The sequence below is a fragment of the Streptomyces asiaticus genome (assembly GCF_018138715.1).
Taxonomy (GTDB): Bacteria; Actinomycetota; Actinomycetes; order Streptomycetales; family Streptomycetaceae; genus Streptomyces; species Streptomyces asiaticus.
In genome coordinates, this window is sequence record NZ_JAGSHX010000006.1 from 9,692,406 (window position 1) to 9,713,844 (window position 21,439).

A 21,439-nucleotide genomic window follows, 5' to 3' on the forward strand; every position below is an offset into this window, starting at 1 on the left:
GTGGGACGGATGACCGTCGTCATCCCTGATGGTGGAGAGCCCATGATTCACCCAGGACGACTGCCGCGTGGCGCGTACGAGAAGGAACTGCGGCGTCTACAGGTCGAACTGGTCAAGCTCCAGGAGTGGGTGCGGGTCGAGGAACAGCGCGTGGTGGTGGTCTTCGAGGGGCGGGACGCGGCCGGGAAGGGCGGCGCGATCAAACGGGTCACCGCACGCCTCAACCCGCGCGTCGTCCGCACCGTCGCCCTGCCCGTGCCCACGGACCGCGAACGCACCCAGTGGTACTTCCAACGCTATGTCGAGCAGCTTCCCGCCGCGGGGGAGATCGTGCTCTTCGACCGCAGCTGGTACAACCGGGCCGGCGTCGAACGCGTCATGGGATTCTGCACCGAGGAGGAGCACCAGCGCTTCCTCCACCAGTGCCCGGTCTTCGAACGGATGCTGGTCGAGGACGGGATCCTGCTGCGCAAGTACTGGTTCTCGGTGAGCGACCCCGAGCAGGAACAGCGGTTCCGCCAGCGCCTGAGCGATCCCACGCGACGCTGGAAGATCTCCGCCATGGACCTGGAGTCCATCACCCGCTGGGAGGCGTACTCCCGCGCCAAGGACGAGATGTTCGCGTACACCGACATGCCTGAGGCCCCGTGGTACGTCGTCGAGAGCGACGACAAGCGCGCCGCCCGGATCAACATGATCGCCCATCTGCTGTCGACCGTTCCGTACGGCGACGTCCGGCTCCCGGAATTGCGTCTGCCTCCCCGCCCCGCGCCCACCGGCTACCAGCGGCCGCCCAAACACCTGCAGAATTTCGTGCCCGACCACGCGGCCTCGCTCCGGGCACCGGATCGCGGGCCGGCCTCAGATGCGGATAGGGCCGACGGAAGCGGACACCGATGACGGACACCACATCCCGCTCCGATACGGTCCACGCCCTGCTCGCCGACGGCTCCACCGTCGAGATACGCCCCGCTCGGCCCCAGGACCGCGACGAGGTCCTGCGCATGCATCAGGAGATGTCCCCCGAGGCCATGCGGCTGCGGTTCTTCGCCGTCAACCCGCGCTACGCGCAGGAGGCGGCGGACCGGATCTGCGCGCCGGGGCACCCCGGTTACCGTGCGCTCCTCGCGCTGGCGGACGGCCGGGTGGTCGGGGTGGCCGAGTACACCATGCTGCCCGTGGCCCCCGGCGAACCGGTGTCCGCCGACATCGCCCTGGCCGTCGCCGAGGGCCGCCACGGGCAGGGCATCGGCACACTGCTGCTCGAACACCTGGTCCACGCGGCCCGGGAGGCGGGCATCTCCGGCTTCACCGCCGAAGCGCTCGCCGAGAATCACGAGGTCCTGAAGGTCTTCGCCGATCTGGGGCTGCGCACCTCCCGCCACTTCGACGGCACCGACGTCTGCTGCACCGTCCACCTGGAGCAGGACGAGCACTACCTGTCGGCGGTGGACCGACGGGGCCGGATCGCCGACGTGGCCAGCCTTCGGTCACTGCTGAGGCCGCGTTCGGTGGCCGTCGTAGGGGCGGGCCGGCGGCCCGGATCGGTCGGGCGGGCCGTACTGGGCAATCTGCGGTCGGGTGGCTTCACCGGGGAGCTGTACGCGGTCAACCCGCACGCCCGGGTCATCGAGGGAACACCCGCGGTCCCCTCCGTGGCGGCCCTCCCCGTCGTACCGGATCTCGTCGTACTCGCCGTACCGGCGCCCGTGGTGCCCGACGTCGCCGAGGAGTGCGGCGACGCGGGGGTGCGGGCGCTGGTCGTCCTGACGGCGGGGCTCGACACCGGCCAGGCGGAGGCGCTATTCACCTGCTGCCGACGCCACGGGATGCGGCTGGTGGGCCCCAACTGCCTGGGGATCGCCGATACGGCCGAGGAGGCGCGCCTGAACGCCACGTTCGCCGCGCGTCCTCCGCTGCCAGGGTGCGCGGGGGTCGCCGTGCAGTCCGGAGGGGTCGGCATCGCGCTGCTCGAGCGGTTCGGCCGGCTCGGCATCGGCGTGTCCAGCTTCGTGTCGCTGGGCGACAAGTACGACGTCAGCGGCAACGACATGCTCCAGTGGTGGGAGGCGGACCCCAGTACCCGGCTCGCCGTGCTCCACTTGGAGTCCTTCGGCAATCCGCGGGCCTTCTCCCGCACCGCGCGCCGCGTCGCCCGCACCATGCCCGTGCTCACCGTGGACGCGGGCCGCTCGGAGGCCGGACGGCGCGCCGCCGCCTCGCACACCGCCGCCGCGGCCACCCCCACCATGACCCGCGGTGCCCTGTTCACCCAGGCGGGCGTCATCGCCACCCGAAGTATCGCCGAGCTGGTCGACACCACGGCCCTGCTGCACGCGCAGCCGCTGCCCGCGGGCATCCGGGTAGCGGTGGTGAGCAACGCGGGAGGTGCCGGTGTGCTCGCGGCTGACGCCTGCGTTGACGCCGGACTCACCGTCCCCGCGCTGGACCCCGGTCTGGCCGGTGAACTGCGGGCGGTCCTGCCGCCCGGCGCCGCCACCGGCAACCCCGTGGACACCACGGCCGCCGTCACCGCCCAGCGGATGCGCTCCTGTGTGGAACGGCTGGCGGCACACGGGACCGTGGACGCCGTGCTGGTGGCGCTCGTGCCCACCGCGCTGGCCACCGGAACGCGGGACGACCCGCTGCTGGCCCTCACCGGCTCCCCGGGCCGACAACGCTGCCCGGTGGCCGCGGTCCTCCTCGACCAGGAGGCGCCCGTACGGTTCCTCGCGAGCGCCGACGACCGCCCCGTCCCCGCATACTCCGAGCCGCAGTCGGCGGCGCGCGCACTGGCCCATGCCGCCCGCTACGCGCGCTGGCGCGCCGAACCGGCGGGCAGCGTGCCACCGCTGTCGGGCATCGACCCCGCCGGTGCCACGGCCATCGTGGAGGAGTTCCTCACCCGTCACCCCGACGGCGGCTGGCCGGACCCCCGTGGCTGCGCGGCCCTGCTCGACCGCTACCGCATCCCCCAGCTGCCCTGGGCCTGGGCCGAGGACGAGGACACCGCCGTGGTCGCCGCACGGCACCTGGTGGAGGACGATCGCGGCCGGGTGGCCGTCAAGGCGTACTGGCCCGGGCTGGTGCACAAGAGCGACCTGGGAGCGCTGCGGCTCGATCTGGAGGGACCGGACCAGGTGCGCCACGCCTACCGGGACCTGCGGGCGCGTTTCGGGGACCGGATGGCCGGTGCGCTCCTCCAGCCCATGGCGCGCCGGGGTGTCGAGCTGTTCGCGGGTGTCGTCCAGGACGCGGTGTTCGGCCCCCTGGTGCTCTTCGGCCTCGGCGGTACCGCCACCGAGCTCCTCGCCGACCACGCCGCGAGACTGGCCCCGCTCACCGACCGCGATGTGCACAGCCTCCTCACCGCCCCGCGCTGCGCCCCGCTGCTCTTCGGCTACCGGGGTGGCCGTTCCGTGGACCTGGAGGGCCTGGAACAGCTGCTGCTGAGGCTGTCCCGCATGGCCTGCGACCTCCCTCAGCTCGCCGAGACCGACCTCAACCCGGTAGTGGTCCGGCCCGACGGAGTCCTCGCCCTGGACGTCCGGCTGCGCATCGTGCCACGCCACGCCCACGACCCCTACCTGCGGCGACTCCGTGCTGCCCGGCAGTGGCGGACCTGAGCCGGCCTGGTGGCGTACGCGCTCACACCCGCTGGGGCACGATCACGACCGGGCATGCCGAGCGGTGGAGTACGGCGTGGCTGACCCGGCCGAGCTCAAGCCCGGTGTGGTCACGGCGCCGGAGAGCACCGACGACCAGCAGATCGGCCTGCTCCGACACGTCCAGCAGGACCTGGTGCGCCGGTCCTTCGATGACTTCGCGATGGACCGTGATGTCGTCGTGCCCGCGCTCGACGTGGTCCAGCACCTCGCTGAGGACACCCGCCGCCTGCTCCTCGTAGATCAGGCTGCTCGCCTCACGCTCCAGCGGCGACTGACCTGCGCGGGGGTGCGCGGGGCGCCGCCAGGAACGCACGGCGTGTAGTGCGGCGCCCCGCGCCCGCGCCTCACGGAAGGCGAACCGTACGGCCGCCGCCCCTTCCCCCAGGTCGCCGACGGCGAGGACCACGCGCCGGAGGGCGCCCGCGCGGTTCTTCTCCCCGCCCCGGACCACGACCACCGGGGAGACGGCACGTGCCGCCACCGCCAGACTGACCGACCCCAGAAGCGTCTCCGCGATCGCGCCCCTGCCACGGGACCCCGTGACCACGGCGAACGCCTCACGACTCTGCTCCAGCAGCGCCATCACCGTGTCCTCGGCCAGTACCTCGGCGGACACCTTCACCTCAGGGTTGCGCAACGTCGCACGTTCCGCGCAGGCGGCGACGATGTTCTCGGCCGCTACATCCCCAGTGGGACGGTCGGTGCGGAACGAGGGCAGGCGGCCCTCATACCGTTCCCATCGGGAGGCATTGACCAGGTGCAAGGGGAGCTCATGGCGTGCCGCCTCGTCCACGGCCCAGTCCAGGGCATCCAGGCTGGACTCCGATCCATCGACACCCACCACCAGCGGGAGCGCCATCATCCCCACCGCCTTTCCTGCGGTCGACTCGTCCGCATGTGGGTACCCCGTGGCCACGGACACACCGCCCTGCTTCCTGGCGCCGCCCCCGTGGGCGCCGGATGCGATTCGGGAACATCGGCCACACGATGAAGGCATGGCGCCCCCTCGTCCTGCCGAGCACTTTGGCTCCTTGCGGACCCTGGCCGCCCGGCGAGGGCGGCCGATCAGGGATGAGCCCTGGTGACGGCGGGGCTGTCGCAGGAGGAGGCGGCGCGGCGGCTGGGGGAGTACGGGGCCAATGTCGTTGCCCGGGAGCGGCGCACTCCGGTGTGGCGCCGTGTGCTCCAGCAGTTGCGCGACCCGTTGATCGTGGTGTTGCTCGTGGCCGCCGTGCTGACCCTGACCACCGGAGACTTCCCCGACGCCTCGGTGATCCTGCTCGTCATCACGGTGAACACCGTGGCCGGTGTCGTCCAGGAAGTACGGGCGGAACGGGCAGTGGCCGCCCTGACCGCCCTCAGCGCGCCCACCGCCCGGGTGATACGCGACGGCGGCGAGTGTTCCGTACCGGCGGCCCACGTGGTGCCGGGAGACCTGGCCCTGCTGGGCGAGGGGGACATCGTGCCAGCCGACGGTGAGGTCGTCGACGCGGCCCTGCTCCTGGTCGACGAGTCGGCGCTGACGGGCGAGTCCGTCCCGGTGGAGAAGACCACCGGCGCGGACCGGCCGCCGTCCACGGTGCCGGCGGACACGGTGTCGGCGGACACGGTGTCGGCGGGCACGGTGGTCGTCCGCGGCCGCGGACGGGTCCAGGTCACCGGCACCGGCCCGGACAGCGCGCTCGGCCGCATCGCCGCGCTGATGGGCACCGCGCCCGGACTGACCCCGCTCCAGCGTCGACTGGCCCGGTTCGGCCGGGTGCTGGCGGCCGTGACCGTCGCACTGTGCGCGGTGGTGCTCGCCTTGGGCCTGGTACGCGGGCAGCCGGTCGAGCTGATGGTCGTGGCCGCGATCAGCCTCGCCGTCGCGGCTGTACCCGAGTCCCTGCCCGCCGTGGTCACCCTCGCCCTGGCCCTGGGGGCACGGCGGATGGCGGAGCGCCACGCCATCGTCCGGCGACTGCCCGCGGTGGAGACCCTGGGCTCGGTCACGGTGCTCGCCACCGACAAGACCGGCACCCTGACCGAGGGCCGGATGGCCGCGGAGAGGCTGTGGACACCCCAGGGCGAGGCCACCGTCAGCGGCATCGGCTACGACCCCGAAGGCCGCGTCACACGCGACGGCCATCCGGTGACCGTGAACGACGCCCCGGACCTGGCCGCGCTGCTCCGCGCCGCGATGCTGTGCAACGACGCCGGGCTGGAGCCTCCTTCGGACGGTGACGGACGGTGGCGTGCGATGGGCGACCCCACCGAGGCGGCCCTGCTCGCGGCCGGAGCCAGACTCGGCCTGGACCGGGCCGCGCTGGAACGCGAACTGCCACGGGCCGACGAGATCCCGTTCGACAGCGCGCGCAAGCGCATGACGACGGTGCACCGCGCGCCCGGCGGCGGACTGCGGGTCGTGTGCAAGGGAGCCCCCGAGGTCATGCTCCGGTCGCCGGTCCTCACCGACACCCTGGACGCGCGGACCCGGGCCGCCGTCCAGGCCGAGGAACTGGCCCGCGACGGATACCGTGTCCTCGCCATCGCCTCGGCCGACCACGACGAGACACAGCTCCGGAGCCCCGACGCCTGGGAATCGGGCCTTTCGCTGCTCGGCCTGGTCGGCATCCTCGACCCGCCCCGCGCCACCTCCCGGACCACCGTCACAGCGTGCCAACACGCCGGTATCACCCCGGTCCTCATCACCGGCGACCACCCTCTCACCGCACGGGCGGTGGCGGCGCGTGCGGGCATCGTGGCCCGGGAGGACGAGGTCACCACGGGGATGCGGATCCGCCAGGGCACCGCGGGCCCGCTGACCGCCTCGCGCGTCTACGCCCGGACCACGCCCGATCAGAAGCTGGACATCGTCCAGGCGTGGCGCGCCTCGAAGCAGGTGGTGGCGATGACCGGCGACGGCGTCAACGACGGTCCCGCGCTGCGGCGCGCGGACATCGGCGTGGCCATGGGACAGCGCGGCACCGAAGTGGCCCGCCAGGCGGCCGACCTCGTGCTCGCCGACGACAACCTGGCCACCGTCGTCGCCGCCGTCGAGGAGGGCCGCCGTGTCTACGCCAATGTGCGCCGGTTCCTGCTCTACGCCCTCGCCGGAGGAACGGCGGAAATCCTGGTCATGCTCCTCGGCCCGTTCCTCGGCATGCCCCTGCCTCTGCTCCCCGCCCAGATCCTGTGGATCAACCTGCTCACCCACGGCCTCCCCGGTGTGGCGATGGGAGCCGAACCCGTGGCGCCGGGGGCGATGCGCCACCCACCGCGCCCGCCCGAGGAGAGCGTCCTGGGCGCCGGACTCTGGCCGCGGATCCTGGCCATGGGGGTCTTCGTCACCGGTGTCACTCTGGCCGCCGGAGTCTGGGCGCGGGAGACCGGCCGCCCCTGGCAGTCCATGATGTTCCTGATTCTGGGCGCCACTCAGCTCGGCGTCGCGCTGGGCTCCCGGGCCCGCCCGGGCAGCCTCGCCAATCCGTTCCTGCTGCTGGCCGTGGGCACGGCCCTGGCCCTGCAAGTGGCGGGCGTCTATCTCCCGCCGCTGCGCGCCCTGCTGGGTACGGAGCCATTGCCACCCGTCGACCTCGCGATCGCCGGTGCGCTCTCCGGCCTGGGGCATGTCGTCATGCGCGTGCAGAGGCGGCTCTTCCCGGCTCGCCCGCCCGGCACCCACCCGGCGCCCGGCCCGGCTCCTGGCTGAACCGGCCGACGGCCGGGTGGTGGCGCGGCCTCAGGGCCCCGCCCCGGTGGCCCCGGGAAAGCCCGGGGTGCGCCAGATCTCACCCGCTGCGGTGATCCCCAGCCCCTCGTGGCCCTCCAGCGCCTCGACCCAGTCACCGGCCCCGGCGCCCATGGCGAACGCGGCCGTGGCGTAGGCGTCGGTCCGGGTGAGGCCGTGGCCGGTCAGGGTGAGAGAGGCCAGGACGGTGGCGGGCTCGCCGGTGTGCGGGTTCACCACGTGCGCGCCGCGCTCGGCCGTCCCCGAGGTGGCGACGGCCAGATCGCGACCGGTGACCACGGCGGCCAGCTCCCCGGGGCGGGTGGGGTGGGCGATGCCGATCCGCCAGGGTGTGCCGGGGGCGGCCTCGCCGCGCAGCCGGATGTCCCCGCCGCCGTTGACGCAGGTGTTGTGCGCGCCCGCTTCGTACAGCATCCGTGACGCCCGCTCGATCGCCCAGCCCTTGACCATCCCGGAGGGGTCGAGCCGGCCGCCGGGGGTGTGGCTGAACCAGCCGCCGGTGGTGTGCGCCACCTCGTCGCACAGCGCGAACACCTCGGCCACCTCCGATGCGTACCGCTCCGGGACCGGCTCGCCGCGGCCCAGGCGGCTGATCACGCTGTCGGGACGGTAGGTGGAGAAGACCTCGTCCACGTGGTGCAGCCAGGCCACGGCCTCCTTCAGGGGCCGGCGGACGGGCAGGGTGGCCGGATCGCGGAGGTCGAAGGAGAACACCGTGCCCATGGCGTGCTCTACGTGGCGCAGCCCGCGCGCGGGGGCGCACGCCTCAGACACCGGCCTGGTCCAGTGCGCTCTGGAGGGACCGGGCGTACCCCTCGCTGGTGTAGGTGGCGCCGGAAACGGCGTCGATGTGCGCGCTCTGGGCGCTCAGCGCCTCCCGCGTCAGCCGGGGCACGGCGTCCGCGGCGATCTGCTGGGAGCGAGGCCGGTCGGACGGGGTCCGGAGCGCCTTGACGGCGGTGATCCTGCCGTGGGCGAGCGTGACGGACACCTGGACCGGTCCGTACGAGGTATTGATCACGCTGCCGGTGTACGTGCCGGAGGCGCCGCCGTTCGAGGGCTTGTGCCCGGTCGGCGCGGGGGACGACGACGCTCCCGGTGTCCCGGAGGACGGCGGCGACGCCGCCATGCCCGGGGCCGGGTTCTGGTGTGGTTTGAGCGACAGCAGCAGGATCACTCCCGCCACGGTGGATACGGTGGTCACGGCGGCCTTGCGCACGGTCTGACTCCTGTTCGTCGGGGGTGGCGCTTTCGTCGGGGAAGTGGCGCACGGCTCAGAGCGCGAACGACTCGTGGTGGATACGGCCGCGTGGCACCCCGGCCCCGCGCAGGGCCGCGACCGCGGCCTCGGTCATCCCGGACGGCCCGCACAGGAACACGTCGCGTTCGGCGAGGTCGGGCACCAGACCGCGCAGCGCCTCCGGAGTCAGCGGTGAGAAGTAGGCGGCCGGCTCGTCCACGACGTAATGGACGGCCGCCCCGCGCGCGGCGGCGAGCGCGTCGAGCTCGCCGCGCAGGGCCAGGTCCTCGGGGCGCCGGGCCCGGTAGACGAGGATCACCTCACCGGGCAGCGTCTCGAAGAGGGCCCGCAGCGGGGTGATCCCGACACCGCCACCCAGCAGGAGGGTCTTGCGGGCGCGGCGGCGGCGTGCGGTGAAGGCCCCGTACGGGCCCTCTGCGCATACCCGGGTGCCGGGTCGGAGTTGGGCCAGGGCCGCGCTGTGGCCACCGGACGCCTTGACCGTGATCCGCAGATACGCGGGGCGCGGAGCGGCGGACAGGGAGTAGGGGTTGGCGGCCCACCACATGCCCCGGGTCAGGAACCGCCACCGGAAGAACTGGCCGGGCTCGGCGCGCAGCTCCGCCAGCCCGCTGCCCGACAGGTACACCGATACGACGCCCGGGGCCTCGGGCCGGACCTCGGCGACGTACAGCCGGTGGCGCAGCGCCCGGCGCACCGGGACGGCGAACCGGTACCAGGCCAGCAGCGCCGCCACCGTGATGTAGAGGGCGTACCAGACCATCTGGGCGGTGCGGTCTCCGGTGAAGTCGGCCCCGTCGGAGAGCTGGTGCCCGAAGGCCAGGAAGACCGCGAGATAGGTCGCGAAGTGCAGAAGGTGCCAGGTCTCGTAGGGGAGGCGACGGCGCACGGCGCGCGCGGACACGATCGCGGTGACGAGGAACAGCGAGAAGCCGATCGTCCCCTTGAGCAGGTCCGGGTAGTGGAGGACGAGGGTGGTGGTCTGGTCCACCACCCCGGTGTGCGATTCCAGCGAGTACCCCCAGATGATCAGCAGGACATGGGCGCAGGCCAGCGAAACCGTGTAGCGGCCGCCCATCGCGTGCCAGCGGGCCAGCCGGTCGGTGCCGACGGCGCGGTCCAGCAGCGGTGCGCGCGCCATCAGCAGCAGGAGGATCGCGCATGCGTATCCGGCGAGCAGCCCGGTGATCCGCCCCGCGCCGGTCAGCCAGCCGGCGGCGCCGACGACCGAGGGGGTGTCGCTCCACCACAGTGCGAGGACTGCGGCGGCCCCACCCCAGATCATCAGGTGCGCGAGCACCGGGACGGGGCTGGGCGGGCGCGGTGCCGACCGGGACGGGCGGGTCATGGCCGGGACCGGTGGCGTCGTGCTGCTCATGGGAGTCCTCTCGGTGAGTGCCCGGTCAGCGTCGTCTGCGAAGCTCTGAGGACCCTCTGAACCCGAGCGGACCCGTTCGGATTCAGAGGAAACTCAGAGGAAGGGCGGGTCTCGGCACCGCGCACCGCGAGGGATGCTGGATGCATCATGGATACGCACTCCACCGGCCGTTTTCTGCTGCGACCTGATGGCTCCCGGGTCCGCGTCCTCGTCGTCGACGACGAGCCCGATCTGACCGAGGTGCTGTCGGGTGCGCTGCGCTACGAAGGCTGGGAGGTCCGTACCGCCGCCGACGGCGCGTCCGCGCTGGACGCCGCGCGGGCGTTCCGGCCGGACGCGGTGGTGCTCGACTGGATGCTGCCGGACACCGACGGGCTCGCGGTGCTGCGCGCGATGCGGTCGGAGCTGCCGGATGTGTGCGTGCTCTTCCTGACCGCGCGCGACGCGGTGGAAGACCGGATCGCGGGCATCACGGCGGGCGGCGACGACTATGTGACCAAGCCGTTCAGTCTTGAGGAGGTGCTGGCCCGGCTGCGCGGGCTGCTGCGCCGGGCCGGGATGGCGCGGGAGCCGGGCGACGACCGGCTGGTGGTCGCGGATCTGGTGATGGACGAGCAGGCGCGGGAGGTGACCCGCGGGGGTGTGGCCGTGGAGCTGTCCCGCACCGAGTTCGAGCTGCTGCGGTTCCTGATGCGCAACCCCCGCCGGGTGCTGTCCAAGGCGCAGATCCTGGACCGGGTGTGGAGCTACGACTTCGGCGGCCAGGCCCATGTGGTCGAGCTGTACATCAGCTATCTGCGCAAGAAGATCGACGCGGGGCGGGCGCCGCTGATCCACACGGTGCGCGGGGTCGGCTATGTGCTGAAGGCGGAGGTTTCATGACGCGGCCGCTCACCAGGTGGCTGTCCTGGTGGCCGCCCCGTACGCTGCGCGCCCGGCTGACCGCGGGGCTGGTGGTGCTGCTGGCGGTGGCGAGTCTGGCGGTGGGGCTGACCACGGTGTTCGCACTGGAGGGATTTCTGGTGCGCCGGCTGGACCAGCAGCTCACGGCGGCCGGAGGCCGGTTCCCGGCCAGTCTGGAGCACGGTGAGCGGCACCCGGACGCCGACAACGCGCCCGACACCCGTGGCCAGTCGGACCGCACCTTCGGCGCCCGGCTGCTGCGCGGCACGACGACCGATGCCGCGGTGGTACGCGACCAGACGGACGCCGCCGTACCGCTGACCGGCGCCGACCGGCGGGTCCTGGCGGGGCTGCCGGTGGACGGCGACGGCCACGGTGTGCGGCTATCCGCGCTCGGCGGCTACCGCGTGGTCGCCGTCCACGGGGACGACGGGGATGTTCTGGTCACCGGGCTGCCGCTGCGTCCGGTGGAGGAGACCGTGCACCGGCTGGAGATCGTGGAAACCGTGGTGTTCGGCAGCGCGCTGCTGGTCACCGGGGTGGCCGGGGCGCTGTGGGTACGGCTGTCGCTGCGCCCGCTGCGACGGGTGACCACGACCGCCGCCGGGGTGGCCGAGCTGCCGCTGGCCAGCGGTGAGGTGGCCATGCCGCCACCGGTGCCGGACACCGATCCGCGGACCGAGGTGGGTCAGGTGGGCACCGCGCTCAACCGGATGCTCGGCCACGTCGGGGACGCGCTGGCCCGTCGCCAGGCGAGCGAGGAGCGGTTGCGGCACTTCGCCGCCGACGCCAGCCATGAGCTGCGCACCCCGGTGGCCTCCGTCCGCGGCCACGCCGAGCTGGCGCTGCGCCATCCGGGTACGGTGCCGGCCGAGGTGCGGCACTCGCTGGAGCGGATCCAGGCCGAGTCGGAGCGGATGTCCACGCTGGTGGACGATCTGCTGCTGCTCGCCCGGCTCGACGCGGGACGGCCACTGGCCCGCCGATCGGTCGATCTGACCCGGCTGGTACTGGACGCGACGGGCGACGCACGGGCCGCCGGGCCGAGCCACCGCTGGAGACTGGAGCTGGCCGAGGAACCGGTGACGGTGCTCGGCGACGAGCACCGTCTCCAGCAGGTGGTGGGCAACCTGCTCACCAACGCCCGCACCCACACCCCACCCGGCACCCGGGTCACGGTCCGGCTCGCCGTGGCGGACGGCGACGCCGAGCTGACGGTGGCGGACGACGGGCCGGGCGTCCCGGACGCACTCCAGAGCGAGGTGTTCGAGCGGTTCGCGCGCGCCGATCCCGGCCGTTCGCGAGCGGCCGGCGGAACGGGACTGGGGCTGGCGATCGTGCGGGCCGTGGTCGCCGCGCACGGCGGCACGATCACGCTGACCAGCGGGCCGGGCGCCACCGTCTTCCGGGCCCGGCTCCCCTGCCGTGCCGCGGCGTCCGATCCGGGCCGAACAGGCTGAACGCGGCCTTCGCGGGTCACGGTCTGTGAAGGCCCCGCGAGGGCACCTTCTCAGTCGTCGACCGGCCCCATCGGGAAGATGGCCAGTTCGGCCTTGCCGCGGTGGAAGCCCTCGTCGGAGAGGGGTTCCAGGGCGGCGGCGAGCCAGCGGTTGTCCGGGGACCAGCTGAGGGCGTCGACGTAGGTGCGCATCTGACGGCCAAGGATGATCTTCTTGTCGGCCATCCGCCACACGCACAGTTCGTGCGGGCGCCGCTCACGGAAGTCCAGATAGCCCAGCTTGCGGCTGAAGCTGCCGACGGCCAGATAGCTGCCGTCCTCGTTCGAAGCGAGGGTGAACAGCCGTTCCGAGGCGTCGTCCACCTGGTCGATCACCGCGCCCGTCGCCGCGTCGACCACATAGAGGTTCTGCTGCGCGCCGAGGAAGAGCCGTGACGAGTCGCCGGAGAAGGCCGTGCACTGGATCGGATCCCACTCACCGGCGTGGGAGACGCGGCGGTAGGGCTCGCGCTCGTCGCCGTGCAGGTCGAAGCCGCCCTCGCGGGCACGGTTCCGGCTGATGCGGTGCGCGCCGTCGCGTGAGCGCAGATGCCCGAGCTGGAAGGGAGCCTCGGTCTCGGCCCGCCGGTCGACGTCGTAGGCCCACTGCTTCCGCTCCTCCGGTCCGTCACCGGTGCTGTAGCCCTTGACCACGAGGATGTGACCGCCCGGCACCCACATCATCAGCGGCACGATCCAGTCACCGGCGTGGGTGTGCACCACCTCGCTCCAGTCGGCGGTGTCGTAGACCCACACCCGCCCCTGATCGCTGCACACGGCCAGGTACTTGCCGTCGTCGGAGAAGTCCATCCCGTTGACATGGTCGTACTTGACGCTGCCGGTCGTGGTCTCGAACGGCCGCAGTGTGACAGCCTGGTGGGCCAGATCGGGTATGTGCGGGGAGTCCTCGGCGGTCCAGCTGTCGCCGTTGAGCGGAAAGGCCGCCGAGCCCCAGCCGTCGCCCACGCTCAGCGGCTCCAGCCACTTGCGGTCGGTGACCCGGATCTCGTACTCGGCCTGGATCAGCAGGTCCTCGTCCTGCCAGGCACCGCCGCGCTCGTAGTAGAAGTCATGCATTCCTTCCCACTGGTCGTCCGTGAGCGGGTAGTTGCTGAGCTCCACCCTCTCGACCCGGGAGATGAACCGGCGGGCATTGGTATCGGCCCATTCGTAGTCGAGAAGTTGGCTGGTGCTCACGGCGCGCCCGAGCGGGCCCGTGCGGTCGTCGCCGTCGCCGAGGTAGCCGGACGCCGCCTCCCAGAGGAAGTGCAGGAAGGTGTTGGGCTCCTCGTTCGGCAGCGGGATGTGTGTGCGCGAGCCCACGTCGTAGTAGACGACGAACACCTTCAACCTGGCGCGCAGCTCATCCGGATCCACGGCAAGAACCCGTACGCCGTACATGTCGGTCGACATTCGTCGTCCCCCTCTGGAAGTGGTGGTGCGGACCTACCGACACCGGCCTGTTGGCCCATCGCCCGGTGTCGGAACGCCCTTGATGCTTCCAGAGGGGTCTGACAGCGTTACGTCGAGGAGCACAGGGCGTGGTCGACGAGGTCGGCGACATCCCGGATCAGCGCCACGGGCCGCTCCCGCCCATCGGGGCGGGAACGGCCCGATCGACTTCCGCTCGCCACCGGTGGTGTCGGATCATCTCCCCGTGGCTGATGTCCTTCGTCCAGGCACCGGACGGGAAAGTGGTGTTGTTGGCCCGCGCGAAGGGATTGCCCTCGGAGGCGGCCAGCGGTGTCCACGAGCCCGCGATGCTCGCGGCGGTCCAGGACCGGAAGCAGCGCCGTCCGTCCGAGCCGATCGCCTCGACCATCATCAGAGCCCGGCGATGTTGTGGGTCGAGTCCGGCTTGGGGGACATCAGTGCGCCGCTGGAGCTCCAGGAGAAGGCGGACGGCAGCGCGGCGGCCCTGGCGGGCGAGGCGGCCGCGGTGCCGCCCAGTGCGGTCAGTACGGATTGATAGGCCGGCTTCTTGTTGCCGCCACGGTCGAACAGCAGCGGGTTCTCCCCGGCGCGCCAGGAGTCGCTGTCCCGGATGCCCCAGACGGTGATGCCGGTGCAGCGCGAGACGCTCATACACGCCTTGACCGTGTTCGCGTACGCGGCCGTCGGTGCCTGCGCGATGTCCAGCTCGGTGATCTGCACATCCACACCGAGGGCGGCGAAATTGGCCAAGGTGGTCTGGAAACTCGCCGGCGGGCCCCCGGTGCCGAAGTGGGCCTGGAAGCCGACGCAGTCGATGGGCACGCCGCGCGTCTTGAAGTCGCGCACCATCCGATAGACGCCCTGGGTCTTGGCGTCGCTCCAGTTCTCGATGTTGTAGTCGTTGTAGCACAGCTTGGCCGACGGGTCGGCCGATCGAGCGGTGCGGAACGCCTCCTCGATGAAGCCGTTGCCCAGCAGGTTCTGGAACACCGAGGGACGGTGCTGGCCACTGCCGCCGTCGGCGAACGCCTCGTTCACCACGTCCCAGGCGAGGATCTTGCCCTTGTAGTGGTTCACCGTGGTGGTGATGTGGTTGTTCATCACGCTGCGCAGGGTGTTCGCGTCGGTGATGGAACTGACCCAGCTGGGCAGCTGGGAGTGCCAGACCAGGGTGTGGCCGCGTACGCGCTGTCCGTGCGAGGTGGCCTGGCCCACGATCTGGTCGGCGGGGCCGAAGTTGAACGAGCCGCGGGACCGCTCGATGGTGTCCCACTTCATCTCGTTCTCCGGGGTGACCGCGTTGAACTCGCGGTTCAGGATCGTCGAGTACGTCGCGTCCCCGAGCTTGCCGGCGGCCACGGCGGTGCCGAAGTACCGGCCGGACTGGGCGGCTTGGGCGCCCAGGGTGGTGGCCCGGGTGGCGTCGGACGCGGCGATCGCGGTTCCGGGCACCGCCATCGCGACGGCGGCCAGCAGCCCGAGCGCCCAGGCTCGGGGGCGGCCATGTGGGCCGCCACGTCGGCCAGCTCGGCCATGTCGGTTCGGAAGGTTCATCTCTCTCCTTGGGGATCAGGGCTCCCTTGGGAGCGCTCCCAAATACGACCGCATGAGTGCCAGTGCCTGGAGTGCCTGGGTGGTACCGGTGGAGACGGTGCGGGTGCTTTCTGTGGTGTCCGGTTCGCGTGGCGCGCACAAGCCGCCTCGGCCAAGCCTTGGTTCGGATGGTCGAACGTCAATCGGCCTGTCGGATGCCATGGAATGATAGACGCCTCACGCGAAGCGTCAACGCCCTTGGCGGCAACGCGCGTGCTTCCTGGAGTGGAGTTCGGTCACGTAGCCCGCGCCGATGGCGAGCAACGCACCGGACAGCGCGAGGACGTAGAGGGACGCCGCGGCAGCGGCGGCCAGCCTCGTGCCACGCCGCATCAGATGCACCGGCCACGGCTGGGGCCGCCCCGGAAGCGCCATCGCGACGGCGCCGACCAGGGCGATCAGCGCGCCGAAGGCGCATAACGCGGAGACGCCGAGACCCAGGATCATGATTCGCCCGGGGACTGGGCGTATCCGCCGCCGGCCGCATTGAACAGCACGATTTCCTCGATTGTCTGCTGGAGTTTCAGCTCATTCTGGTCGGATACGATGGCCTGCCCCACGCGACCGTACGGGCCGAGCGGCGTATCGGGTGACGAGGAATACTGGATCTCGTCGAAGCGGAAGTTGCGCTCGAAATCCTGTTGAGTGAGGCTTCCGCTCTTCGGGCGGCGTAGCAGGATGTATCCGTAGAAGCGATCCGGGTCGCCGCTGTTGAGCGGCTCGGTCGGCTCTTCCCCCAGTGCGAGGCCGATCTCGACGTCAAAGAGGTCGACGCCGAATGTGAGCTTGTTGACCTGAGGGGAGAGCGCGCCCGGGAGGCGGATGGCGCACTCGCCGAACGTCAGCCCCGCGTCTTCCGTGAATGCTTCCAGATGGAATACGCAATCAGGTGCGTCGAGGCAGGCGAGCGCCTGCCTTGCGAGCGTCTCTGCTTGCTGGAAAAGCGTCGGACGGCGTCTTCTGTCCAGGATGTGGGCGGCCAGGACGCCGCCCTGTACGGCACTCAGCGGTGAGGTGTGGTTGCGACTCATGGACGACCACTTGAGATCGCCGTTCCGCCAGACGCCGTCCATGTAGACTTCCGGGGCGTCGACGAAGGACTCGGCGACGACCTCGACGTCCGACTGCCCGGTGAACGGGGTCAAGGCTCGTTCGTACTCTTCCGGGGACCGGACGATGGCCGTACGGAGGGCGCCGGCTCCGGTGGCCGGCTTGACCACGAAGACCTCTCCCAGATCGTCGGCGAGATCCTTGAACGACGTGCCCACGGAGACGTGTCGGCAGCGCGCTCGCCGGATGTGAGGCGGCAGCCTGCTCTTCTGTAGGTACTTGTCCCGGAAATAGAGAGTGGTCTGTGAATCCGTATTGCCGGGAAGGTTCAGCTGCTGCCGCAGATAGGCCGCTCCGAATACGCCCATCTCATGGACGGTCAGCACTCCGGCTATACCATCCAGTTGCGCGGCAAGCACCGCTCGCGATATTTCCTGGGCGTTCTCCATGTCGCTGACGTATGTGAAGCCCCGGCCCTCCGGAGGCTTCACCGGAGGCTGGACGATATAGAAGGGCTCCAGACCTCGGCGTCGTAGTGCCTCGTCCAGGCCGTCCCTGAACCCGATGACAATCATCGTCGGCATTCTCGTCTCCCCCGATTACGACCAGCCAAAACGGTGAACATCATTTCACGGGAATGCGGAGGCGGAGCCTGTGACGTGGGTCACGGATCAATCTCCGCGGTAAGGAAGTGTGTGGAATCCGGTCGGTGTCGGTTTCGGTGTCGGTGTCGGACTCGGCGACGAGGACGTCGAGTCCGGCGCGGGCGCACACCTCGGCGATGCCAGCCGCTGGTGCGGTGGGCGAGCACGGCGCCGATCTTCTGGTCGAGCCAGGGACGGACATCGACTGTCGCGCTGACCCACTCGTCGGGGACGCTGGACATCGCCCTGCCGTCCCGGACCAGGCGCGCCTCGGCCCCGCATCGGCGGCGCAGACCCAGCTGACGTAAGTGGCCCTCACCGACGGGGGATGCGGTGAGGGCCACCCACAGTGTGGCACGACACAGGCGCGGAAGCGCACGTTCCGAGCGAGGCAGACGCATATATCTACAATCGGAACTCGACGGCCCGCACGACGGCGGCGGCCCCGGCCACCCCGACGATGATCACCTGGATGCCCAACCGAGGTAGCTGTGGCGCGCCGTTCACCGGATGCTGACGTGGGAAACGGCACCTCATGTGACCCGGGGTCACTGGCCGCCCGAGGCTCTCGGAGGAGAGGACCATGCACCACGTCAAACGGTTCCGTCCTGACCGCTGTCACCGGCCTGGCGGCCGCCCTGTGCTGCGCTCCTCTGGCAGTGGCCGCCGCACCGGCCGCCGGCCCCGCCTTCCTCTTGCCTCCTCATGAGAGGGACGAGGTCTTCGAGCTGACGGCGCGGCCCACGCAGATCAACTTCGTCGACGTGGCCCCTCCGGGGAACAGCCAGGGGGATGAGCTCATCGTCACCGGGGACCTCTCCCGTTCCACTGCCACGGTGGGCCGGTTCGACGAGGTCTGCACCGTGACCCGCACCGCCCCCATGGACACGAGCGGCCTTCAGTGTCAGATCACTCTGTCGCTGCCCGAGGGCCGGATCACCGTGCAGGGGGTCTTCACCATCACCAGTGCCGGCCCCGGTGACATCACCCTGGCCATCACCGGAGGCACGGGGCGCTATCGCACGGCCCACGGCTACATCCACGCCGTCAACACCAGCGACACCGAGACACAGCTCACCGTCCATCTCATCCGTTGAGGATCCGGGGGTCCGAGGGGCTGAGGACGTCCCCTCACGCGCGCCGCTCGGCCGGGCCGACCATGGCCGCCGGGTCGGCGATGCGGTCGAAGTCCTCCGCGGTGACGTCGCCGGAGGCCAGCGCGGCCTCGCGCAGGGTGGTGCCCTCGTCGTCGGCCTTGTGCGCGATGGCCGAGGCCCTGTCGTAGCCGATGACCGGGGAGAGGGCGGTGACCAGCATGAGGGACCGGTTGACGTCATCCTCGATCTGGTCGCGGTTCAGCCGGGCGCCCTCGATGCAGTACTGGCGCAGCTTGGCGCAGGCGTCGGCGAGGATCGTGGCCGCGTGCAGGAAGTTGTTGATGATGACGGGGCGCATGGCGTTGAGCTCGAAGTTGCCCTGTGAGCCCGCGAAGGCGATGGCCGAGTCCTCGGACAGCACCTGGATGCAGACCATGACCATCGCCTCGCACTGGGTCGGGTTGACCTTGCCCGGCATGATCGAGGATCCCGGCTCGTTCGCCGGGAGGCGCAGTTCACCGAGGCCGCAGCGCGGCCCCGAGGCCAGCCACCGGATGTCGTTGGCGATTTTCATCAGCGGCACGGCAAGGGCCCGCAGCCCGGCCGAGGCGCCGACCATGGCGTCCAGGCCGCCCTGCGCCGCGAACTTGTTGGCGGCGGTGGTGAACGGATAGCCGGTGGCCGAAGCGATCTCGGCGGCGATCCGCTCGCCGAAGTCCGGTGGCGCGTTCAGCCCCGTGCCGACGGCCGTACCGCCCGCGGCGAGTTCGTGCAGTCCTTCCGCGGACCGGGTGGCCCGGTCCGCGGCCTGGTCCAGTTGGCGGGCGTAGCCGGACCACTGCTGTCCGACGGTGAGCGGCACCGCGTCCTCCAGGTGGGTGCGGCCGATCTTCACCACGTCGCGCCACTGGTCCGCCTTGGCCTCGATCGCCCGCTGGAGCGCCCGCACGCCGGGCAGCAGACGTTCATGGACCGCCTTGACCGCGGCCACGTGCATGGCGGTGGGGAAGGTGTCGTTCGAGGACTGCCCCATGTTGACGTGGTCGTTGGGGTGGATGGGCGACTTGCTGCCCAACTCGCCGCCGACCAGCTGGATCGCCCGGTTGCTGATCACCTCGTTGGTGTTCATGTTGGACTGCGTCCCCGACCCGGTCTGCCACACGTACAACGGGAAGTGGTCATCGAGTCCGCCCGCGATGACCTCGTCGGCCACCCGCTGGATCAGGTCGGCCTTCCAGGCCGGCAGCCGCCCGGCCCGCCCGTTGACGATCGCGGCTGCCTTCTTGACGTGGCCGTAGGCGTGGTAGACGGCCTTGGGCATCCGGTCGTCCCCGATGGAGAAGTGGATCAGGGACCGCTGTGTCTGCGCGCCCCAGTACCGGTCCGCCGGGACGTCGATGGCGCCCATCGAGTCGGTCTCCCGGCGGCTGCCGGCCGCCTGCAGACCGATGGGCAGGTCGAGGATCTCCGGGGCGCCGTCACCCCCGGCCGAGGCGGGGTGCCGCGCGGTCATGACGCCGCTCCGTCGCCGTAGACCGGCTCCCACATGGCCTGGTGGACGGCCTGGGCGGGATCGGCCGGCCTGCTGGTGGCGACACCCTCGCCGACCGCCGCCTTGACCACCGCCGTGGCGGTGGCCGCCGAGGACTCCCGCAGGTTCTCCACGGGCGGCAGCAGGGAAGCGCCCGGCTGCCCGAGGTCGACCTGGTCGGCCACCGCCTGAGCGGCCGCGAGCAGCATCTCCGCGGTCACCGCGGACGCCCCGGAGACGATCGTGCCCAGTCCCAGCCCGGGGTACAGCAGCGCGTTGTTGGCCTGCGCGATCCGGTAGGTCACACCGTCGTGTTCCACGGGTGGGACGGGGATGCCGGTCGCTATCAGGGCCTTGCCCTTCGTCCAGGCGACGATGTCGTCCGGCATGGCCTCGATCCGCGAGGTCGGGTTGGAGAGCGGAAAGACGATCGGGCGCTCGGTACCCGCCGCCATGGCCTCGACGACCTCGCGGGTGAACGCCCCGTGCACGGTGGAGGTGCCCAGCAGGATCGTCGGCTCGACCCGGCGCACGGTCTCCAGCAGTGAGATCGCGCCGCCGTCGGCCGCCCAACCGGCGACCTCCGACCGGTCGCGCGCGTAGGGCTGCTGGAAGTCGCGCAGGTCGGTCATGTCGCGGATGAGCAGGCCCTGCTTGTCGATCAGCCAGATCTGGGCGGTGGCCTGCTCGGGGGTCGCGCCGTCGCGGATCATGGCATCACGGAGTTGATCGGCGATGCCCACCCCGGCCGTGCCCGCACCGAAGACCACGAGCTTCTGGTCGCGCATCCGCACCCCGCCGACCTCGACCGCCGACAGGGCCGCGGCCAGGGTGATCGCACCGGTGCCCTGCATGTCGTCGTTGAAGATCCGGTAGCTGCGGCCGTACGTCTCCAGGATCCGCCGGGCGTTGCTCGGACCGAAGTCCTCGAAGTGCAGCAGCGCGCCCGGGAACATCGACGAGGCCGTCCGCAGATACGTCTCGATGAACGCGTCGTAGTCCGCGCCGCGGACCCTGGGATGCCGGTTGCCCAGGTACAGCGGGTCCTTCAGCAGCGACTCACGGTCGGTGCCCACGTCCAGCGACACGGCGATGACGCGGCGCGGATCGACCCCGGCCGCCGCGGTGTAGACCGCCAGCTTGCCGACCGAGATCTGGATCCCGCCCACGCCCCAGTCGCCGATACCCAGGATCTCCTCGGCGTCGGTGCACACGATCAGGTCCACGTCCCCGGGCCCGAGCCCGAGCGTGGCGAAAGCCTTCTCCATGCCCTCCGGCTCGTCGATGGAGAGGAAGACGCCCCGGGGGCGGCGGTACTCATGGGAGTACTTCTCGATCGCCTCGCCGACGGTGGGGTCGTAGACGATCGGCAACAGCTCCACGAGGTGGTCGGTGAGCACCTTGAAGTACAGGGTCTCGTTGCGGTCGTGCAGCTGCTCCAGGTACACGTTCTTGGCCAGGTCACTGCCCTGGGCCCGCAACTGCTGGTGGGCACGGAGCGCCTGCTGCTCCAGCGTCAGCACGCCGGACGGCAGCCGCCCGGTCAGGCCCATCTCGTCCCGCTCCGGCCGCGTGAACGCCACACCACGGTTGAGGAATGGATCCGTCAGGGCGTCCGGAGTAGCAGGAGTCCGTACGGTGCTCTTGGCCAT

General features: G+C 71.3%; 14 protein-coding genes and 2 pseudogenes. 6 read left to right on the forward strand and 10 right to left on the reverse strand.

Annotation, left to right across the window (positions count from 1 at the left end):
• Positions 1-42: 42 nt before the first annotated feature.
• The gene (gene ppk2 / locus KHP12_RS48545; RefSeq protein WP_211834719.1) at positions 43-900 is read left to right on the forward strand and encodes a polyphosphate kinase 2; all 858 of its coding nucleotides are present in this window, start codon (positions 43-45) and stop codon (positions 898-900) included.
• Positions 897-3,626 carry a bifunctional acetate--CoA ligase family protein/GNAT family N-acetyltransferase gene (locus tag KHP12_RS48550; protein ID WP_211834720.1) on the forward strand — a complete coding sequence of 910 codons (2,730 nt, stop codon included), beginning with the start codon at positions 897-899 and terminating at the stop codon, positions 3,624-3,626. Before ppk2 ends, KHP12_RS48550 begins: the two co-directional genes overlap by 4 nt.
• Positions 3,627-3,648: 22 nt before the next feature.
• Here KHP12_RS48550 and KHP12_RS48555 read toward each other — a convergent pair whose 3' ends face one another.
• Positions 3,649-4,527, reverse strand: coding sequence for a universal stress protein (locus KHP12_RS48555; protein ID WP_086881789.1), 879 nt, complete (start codon positions 4,525-4,527; stop codon positions 3,649-3,651).
• Positions 4,528-4,749: 222 nt separating this feature from the next.
• On the opposite strand from KHP12_RS48555, the gene KHP12_RS48560 reads away from it, so the two are divergent.
• Positions 4,750-7,359: a cation-translocating P-type ATPase gene (locus KHP12_RS48560; RefSeq protein WP_308036214.1), complete on the forward strand. Its 2,610-nt coding sequence runs from the start codon at positions 4,750-4,752 to the stop codon at positions 7,357-7,359.
• Between the two features lie 30 nt (positions 7,360-7,389).
• On the opposite strand, the gene KHP12_RS48565 is transcribed toward KHP12_RS48560, so the two are convergent.
• The 3 genes from KHP12_RS48565 to KHP12_RS48575 are packed head-to-tail and all read right to left on the reverse strand — an operon-like array spanning position 7,390 to position 10,037.
• Positions 7,390-8,121, reverse strand: coding sequence for an FAD:protein FMN transferase (locus tag KHP12_RS48565; protein WP_211835021.1), 732 nt, complete (start codon positions 8,119-8,121; stop codon positions 7,390-7,392).
• A gap of 43 nt (positions 8,122-8,164) precedes the next feature.
• Positions 8,165-8,617 carry an FMN-binding protein gene (locus tag KHP12_RS48570; protein WP_086880814.1) on the reverse strand — a complete coding sequence of 151 codons (453 nt, stop codon included), beginning with the start codon at positions 8,615-8,617 and terminating at the stop codon, positions 8,165-8,167.
• 55 nt (positions 8,618-8,672) lie between these two features.
• Positions 8,673-10,037, reverse strand: coding sequence for a ferredoxin reductase family protein (locus tag KHP12_RS48575; protein WP_086880813.1), 1,365 nt, complete (start codon positions 10,035-10,037; stop codon positions 8,673-8,675).
• Between the two features lie 147 nt (positions 10,038-10,184).
• Here KHP12_RS48575 and KHP12_RS48580 point away from each other — a divergent pair, with 147 nt between their 5' ends.
• The gene (locus KHP12_RS48580; RefSeq protein ID WP_037955765.1) at positions 10,185-10,919 is read left to right on the forward strand and encodes a response regulator transcription factor; all 735 of its coding nucleotides are present in this window, start codon (positions 10,185-10,187) and stop codon (positions 10,917-10,919) included.
• Entirely contained in the window at positions 10,916-12,400 is a 1,485-nt protein-coding gene (locus KHP12_RS48585) for a sensor histidine kinase (protein ID WP_211834721.1), read from the forward strand. Before KHP12_RS48580 ends, KHP12_RS48585 begins: the two co-directional genes overlap by 4 nt.
• A gap of 50 nt (positions 12,401-12,450) precedes the next feature.
• Here the strand turns inward: KHP12_RS48585 and KHP12_RS48590 are convergent, their stop codons facing one another.
• The 4 genes and pseudogenes from KHP12_RS48590 to KHP12_RS48605 all read right to left on the reverse strand — a co-directional run bounded on the left by KHP12_RS48590 (position 12,451) and on the right by KHP12_RS48605 (position 17,099).
• A complete protein-coding gene (locus tag KHP12_RS48590; protein ID WP_086880811.1) occupies positions 12,451-13,851 on the reverse strand; it encodes a WD40 repeat domain-containing protein in 1,401 nt (466 codons plus the stop codon).
• 229 nt (positions 13,852-14,080) lie between these two features.
• A pseudogene (locus KHP12_RS48595) lies at positions 14,081-15,426 on the reverse strand (glycoside hydrolase family 10 protein); the annotation flags it as partial.
• A 228-nt stretch (positions 15,427-15,654) separates the two neighbouring features.
• A complete protein-coding gene (locus KHP12_RS48600) occupies positions 15,655-15,912 on the reverse strand; it encodes a hypothetical protein (RefSeq protein ID WP_211834722.1) in 258 nt (85 codons plus the stop codon).
• Positions 15,909-17,099, reverse strand: coding sequence for an ATP-grasp domain-containing protein (locus KHP12_RS48605; protein WP_211834723.1), 1,191 nt, complete (start codon positions 17,097-17,099; stop codon positions 15,909-15,911). The genes KHP12_RS48600 and KHP12_RS48605 overlap by 4 nt, the downstream gene beginning before the upstream one ends.
• Positions 17,100-17,742: 643 nt before the next feature.
• Between KHP12_RS48605 and KHP12_RS48610 the strand changes: the two are divergent.
• Positions 17,743-18,256: pseudogene (locus KHP12_RS48610) on the forward strand (allene oxide cyclase barrel-like domain-containing protein).
• A 34-nt stretch (positions 18,257-18,290) separates the two neighbouring features.
• Here KHP12_RS48610 and fumC read toward each other — a convergent pair.
• Both fumC and KHP12_RS48620 read right to left on the reverse strand, forming a co-directional pair.
• Positions 18,291-19,769 carry a class II fumarate hydratase gene (gene fumC / locus KHP12_RS48615; RefSeq protein WP_086880807.1) on the reverse strand — a complete coding sequence of 493 codons (1,479 nt, stop codon included), beginning with the start codon at positions 19,767-19,769 and terminating at the stop codon, positions 18,291-18,293.
• On the reverse strand, positions 19,766-21,439 hold the full coding sequence (locus KHP12_RS48620) for an NAD-dependent malic enzyme (protein ID WP_086880806.1): 1,674 nt from the start codon (positions 21,437-21,439) through the stop codon (positions 19,766-19,768). The genes fumC and KHP12_RS48620 overlap by 4 nt, the downstream gene beginning before the upstream one ends.

Excerpts from the sequence above, each read along its gene's own strand:
- KHP12_RS48620 (WP_086880806.1), bottom strand. The coding sequence starts at position 21,439 with ATGGCCAAGAGCACCGTACGGACTCCTGCTACTCCGGACGCCCTGACG.
- KHP12_RS48600 (WP_211834722.1), bottom strand. The coding sequence starts at position 15,912 with ATGATCCTGGGTCTCGGCGTCTCCGCGTTATGCGCCTTCGGCGCGCTG.
- KHP12_RS48550 (WP_211834720.1), top strand. The coding sequence starts at position 897 with ATGACGGACACCACATCCCGCTCCGATACGGTCCACGCCCTGCTCGCC.
- KHP12_RS48565 (WP_211835021.1), bottom strand. The coding sequence starts at position 8,121 with ATGGGCACGGTGTTCTCCTTCGACCTCCGCGATCCGGCCACCCTGCCC.
- KHP12_RS48585 (WP_211834721.1), top strand. The coding sequence starts at position 10,916 with ATGACGCGGCCGCTCACCAGGTGGCTGTCCTGGTGGCCGCCCCGTACG.
- ppk2 (WP_211834719.1), top strand. The coding sequence starts at position 43 with ATGATTCACCCAGGACGACTGCCGCGTGGCGCGTACGAGAAGGAACTG.
- KHP12_RS48590 (WP_086880811.1), bottom strand. The coding sequence starts at position 13,851 with ATGTCGACCGACATGTACGGCGTACGGGTTCTTGCCGTGGATCCGGAT.
- KHP12_RS48575 (WP_086880813.1), bottom strand. The coding sequence starts at position 10,037 with ATGAGCAGCACGACGCCACCGGTCCCGGCCATGACCCGCCCGTCCCGG.
- fumC (WP_086880807.1), bottom strand. The coding sequence starts at position 19,769 with ATGACCGCGCGGCACCCCGCCTCGGCCGGGGGTGACGGCGCCCCGGAG.
- KHP12_RS48580 (WP_037955765.1), top strand. The coding sequence starts at position 10,185 with ATGGATACGCACTCCACCGGCCGTTTTCTGCTGCGACCTGATGGCTCC.
- KHP12_RS48555 (WP_086881789.1), bottom strand. The coding sequence starts at position 4,527 with ATGGCGCTCCCGCTGGTGGTGGGTGTCGATGGATCGGAGTCCAGCCTG.
- KHP12_RS48605 (WP_211834723.1), bottom strand. The coding sequence starts at position 17,099 with ATGCCGACGATGATTGTCATCGGGTTCAGGGACGGCCTGGACGAGGCA.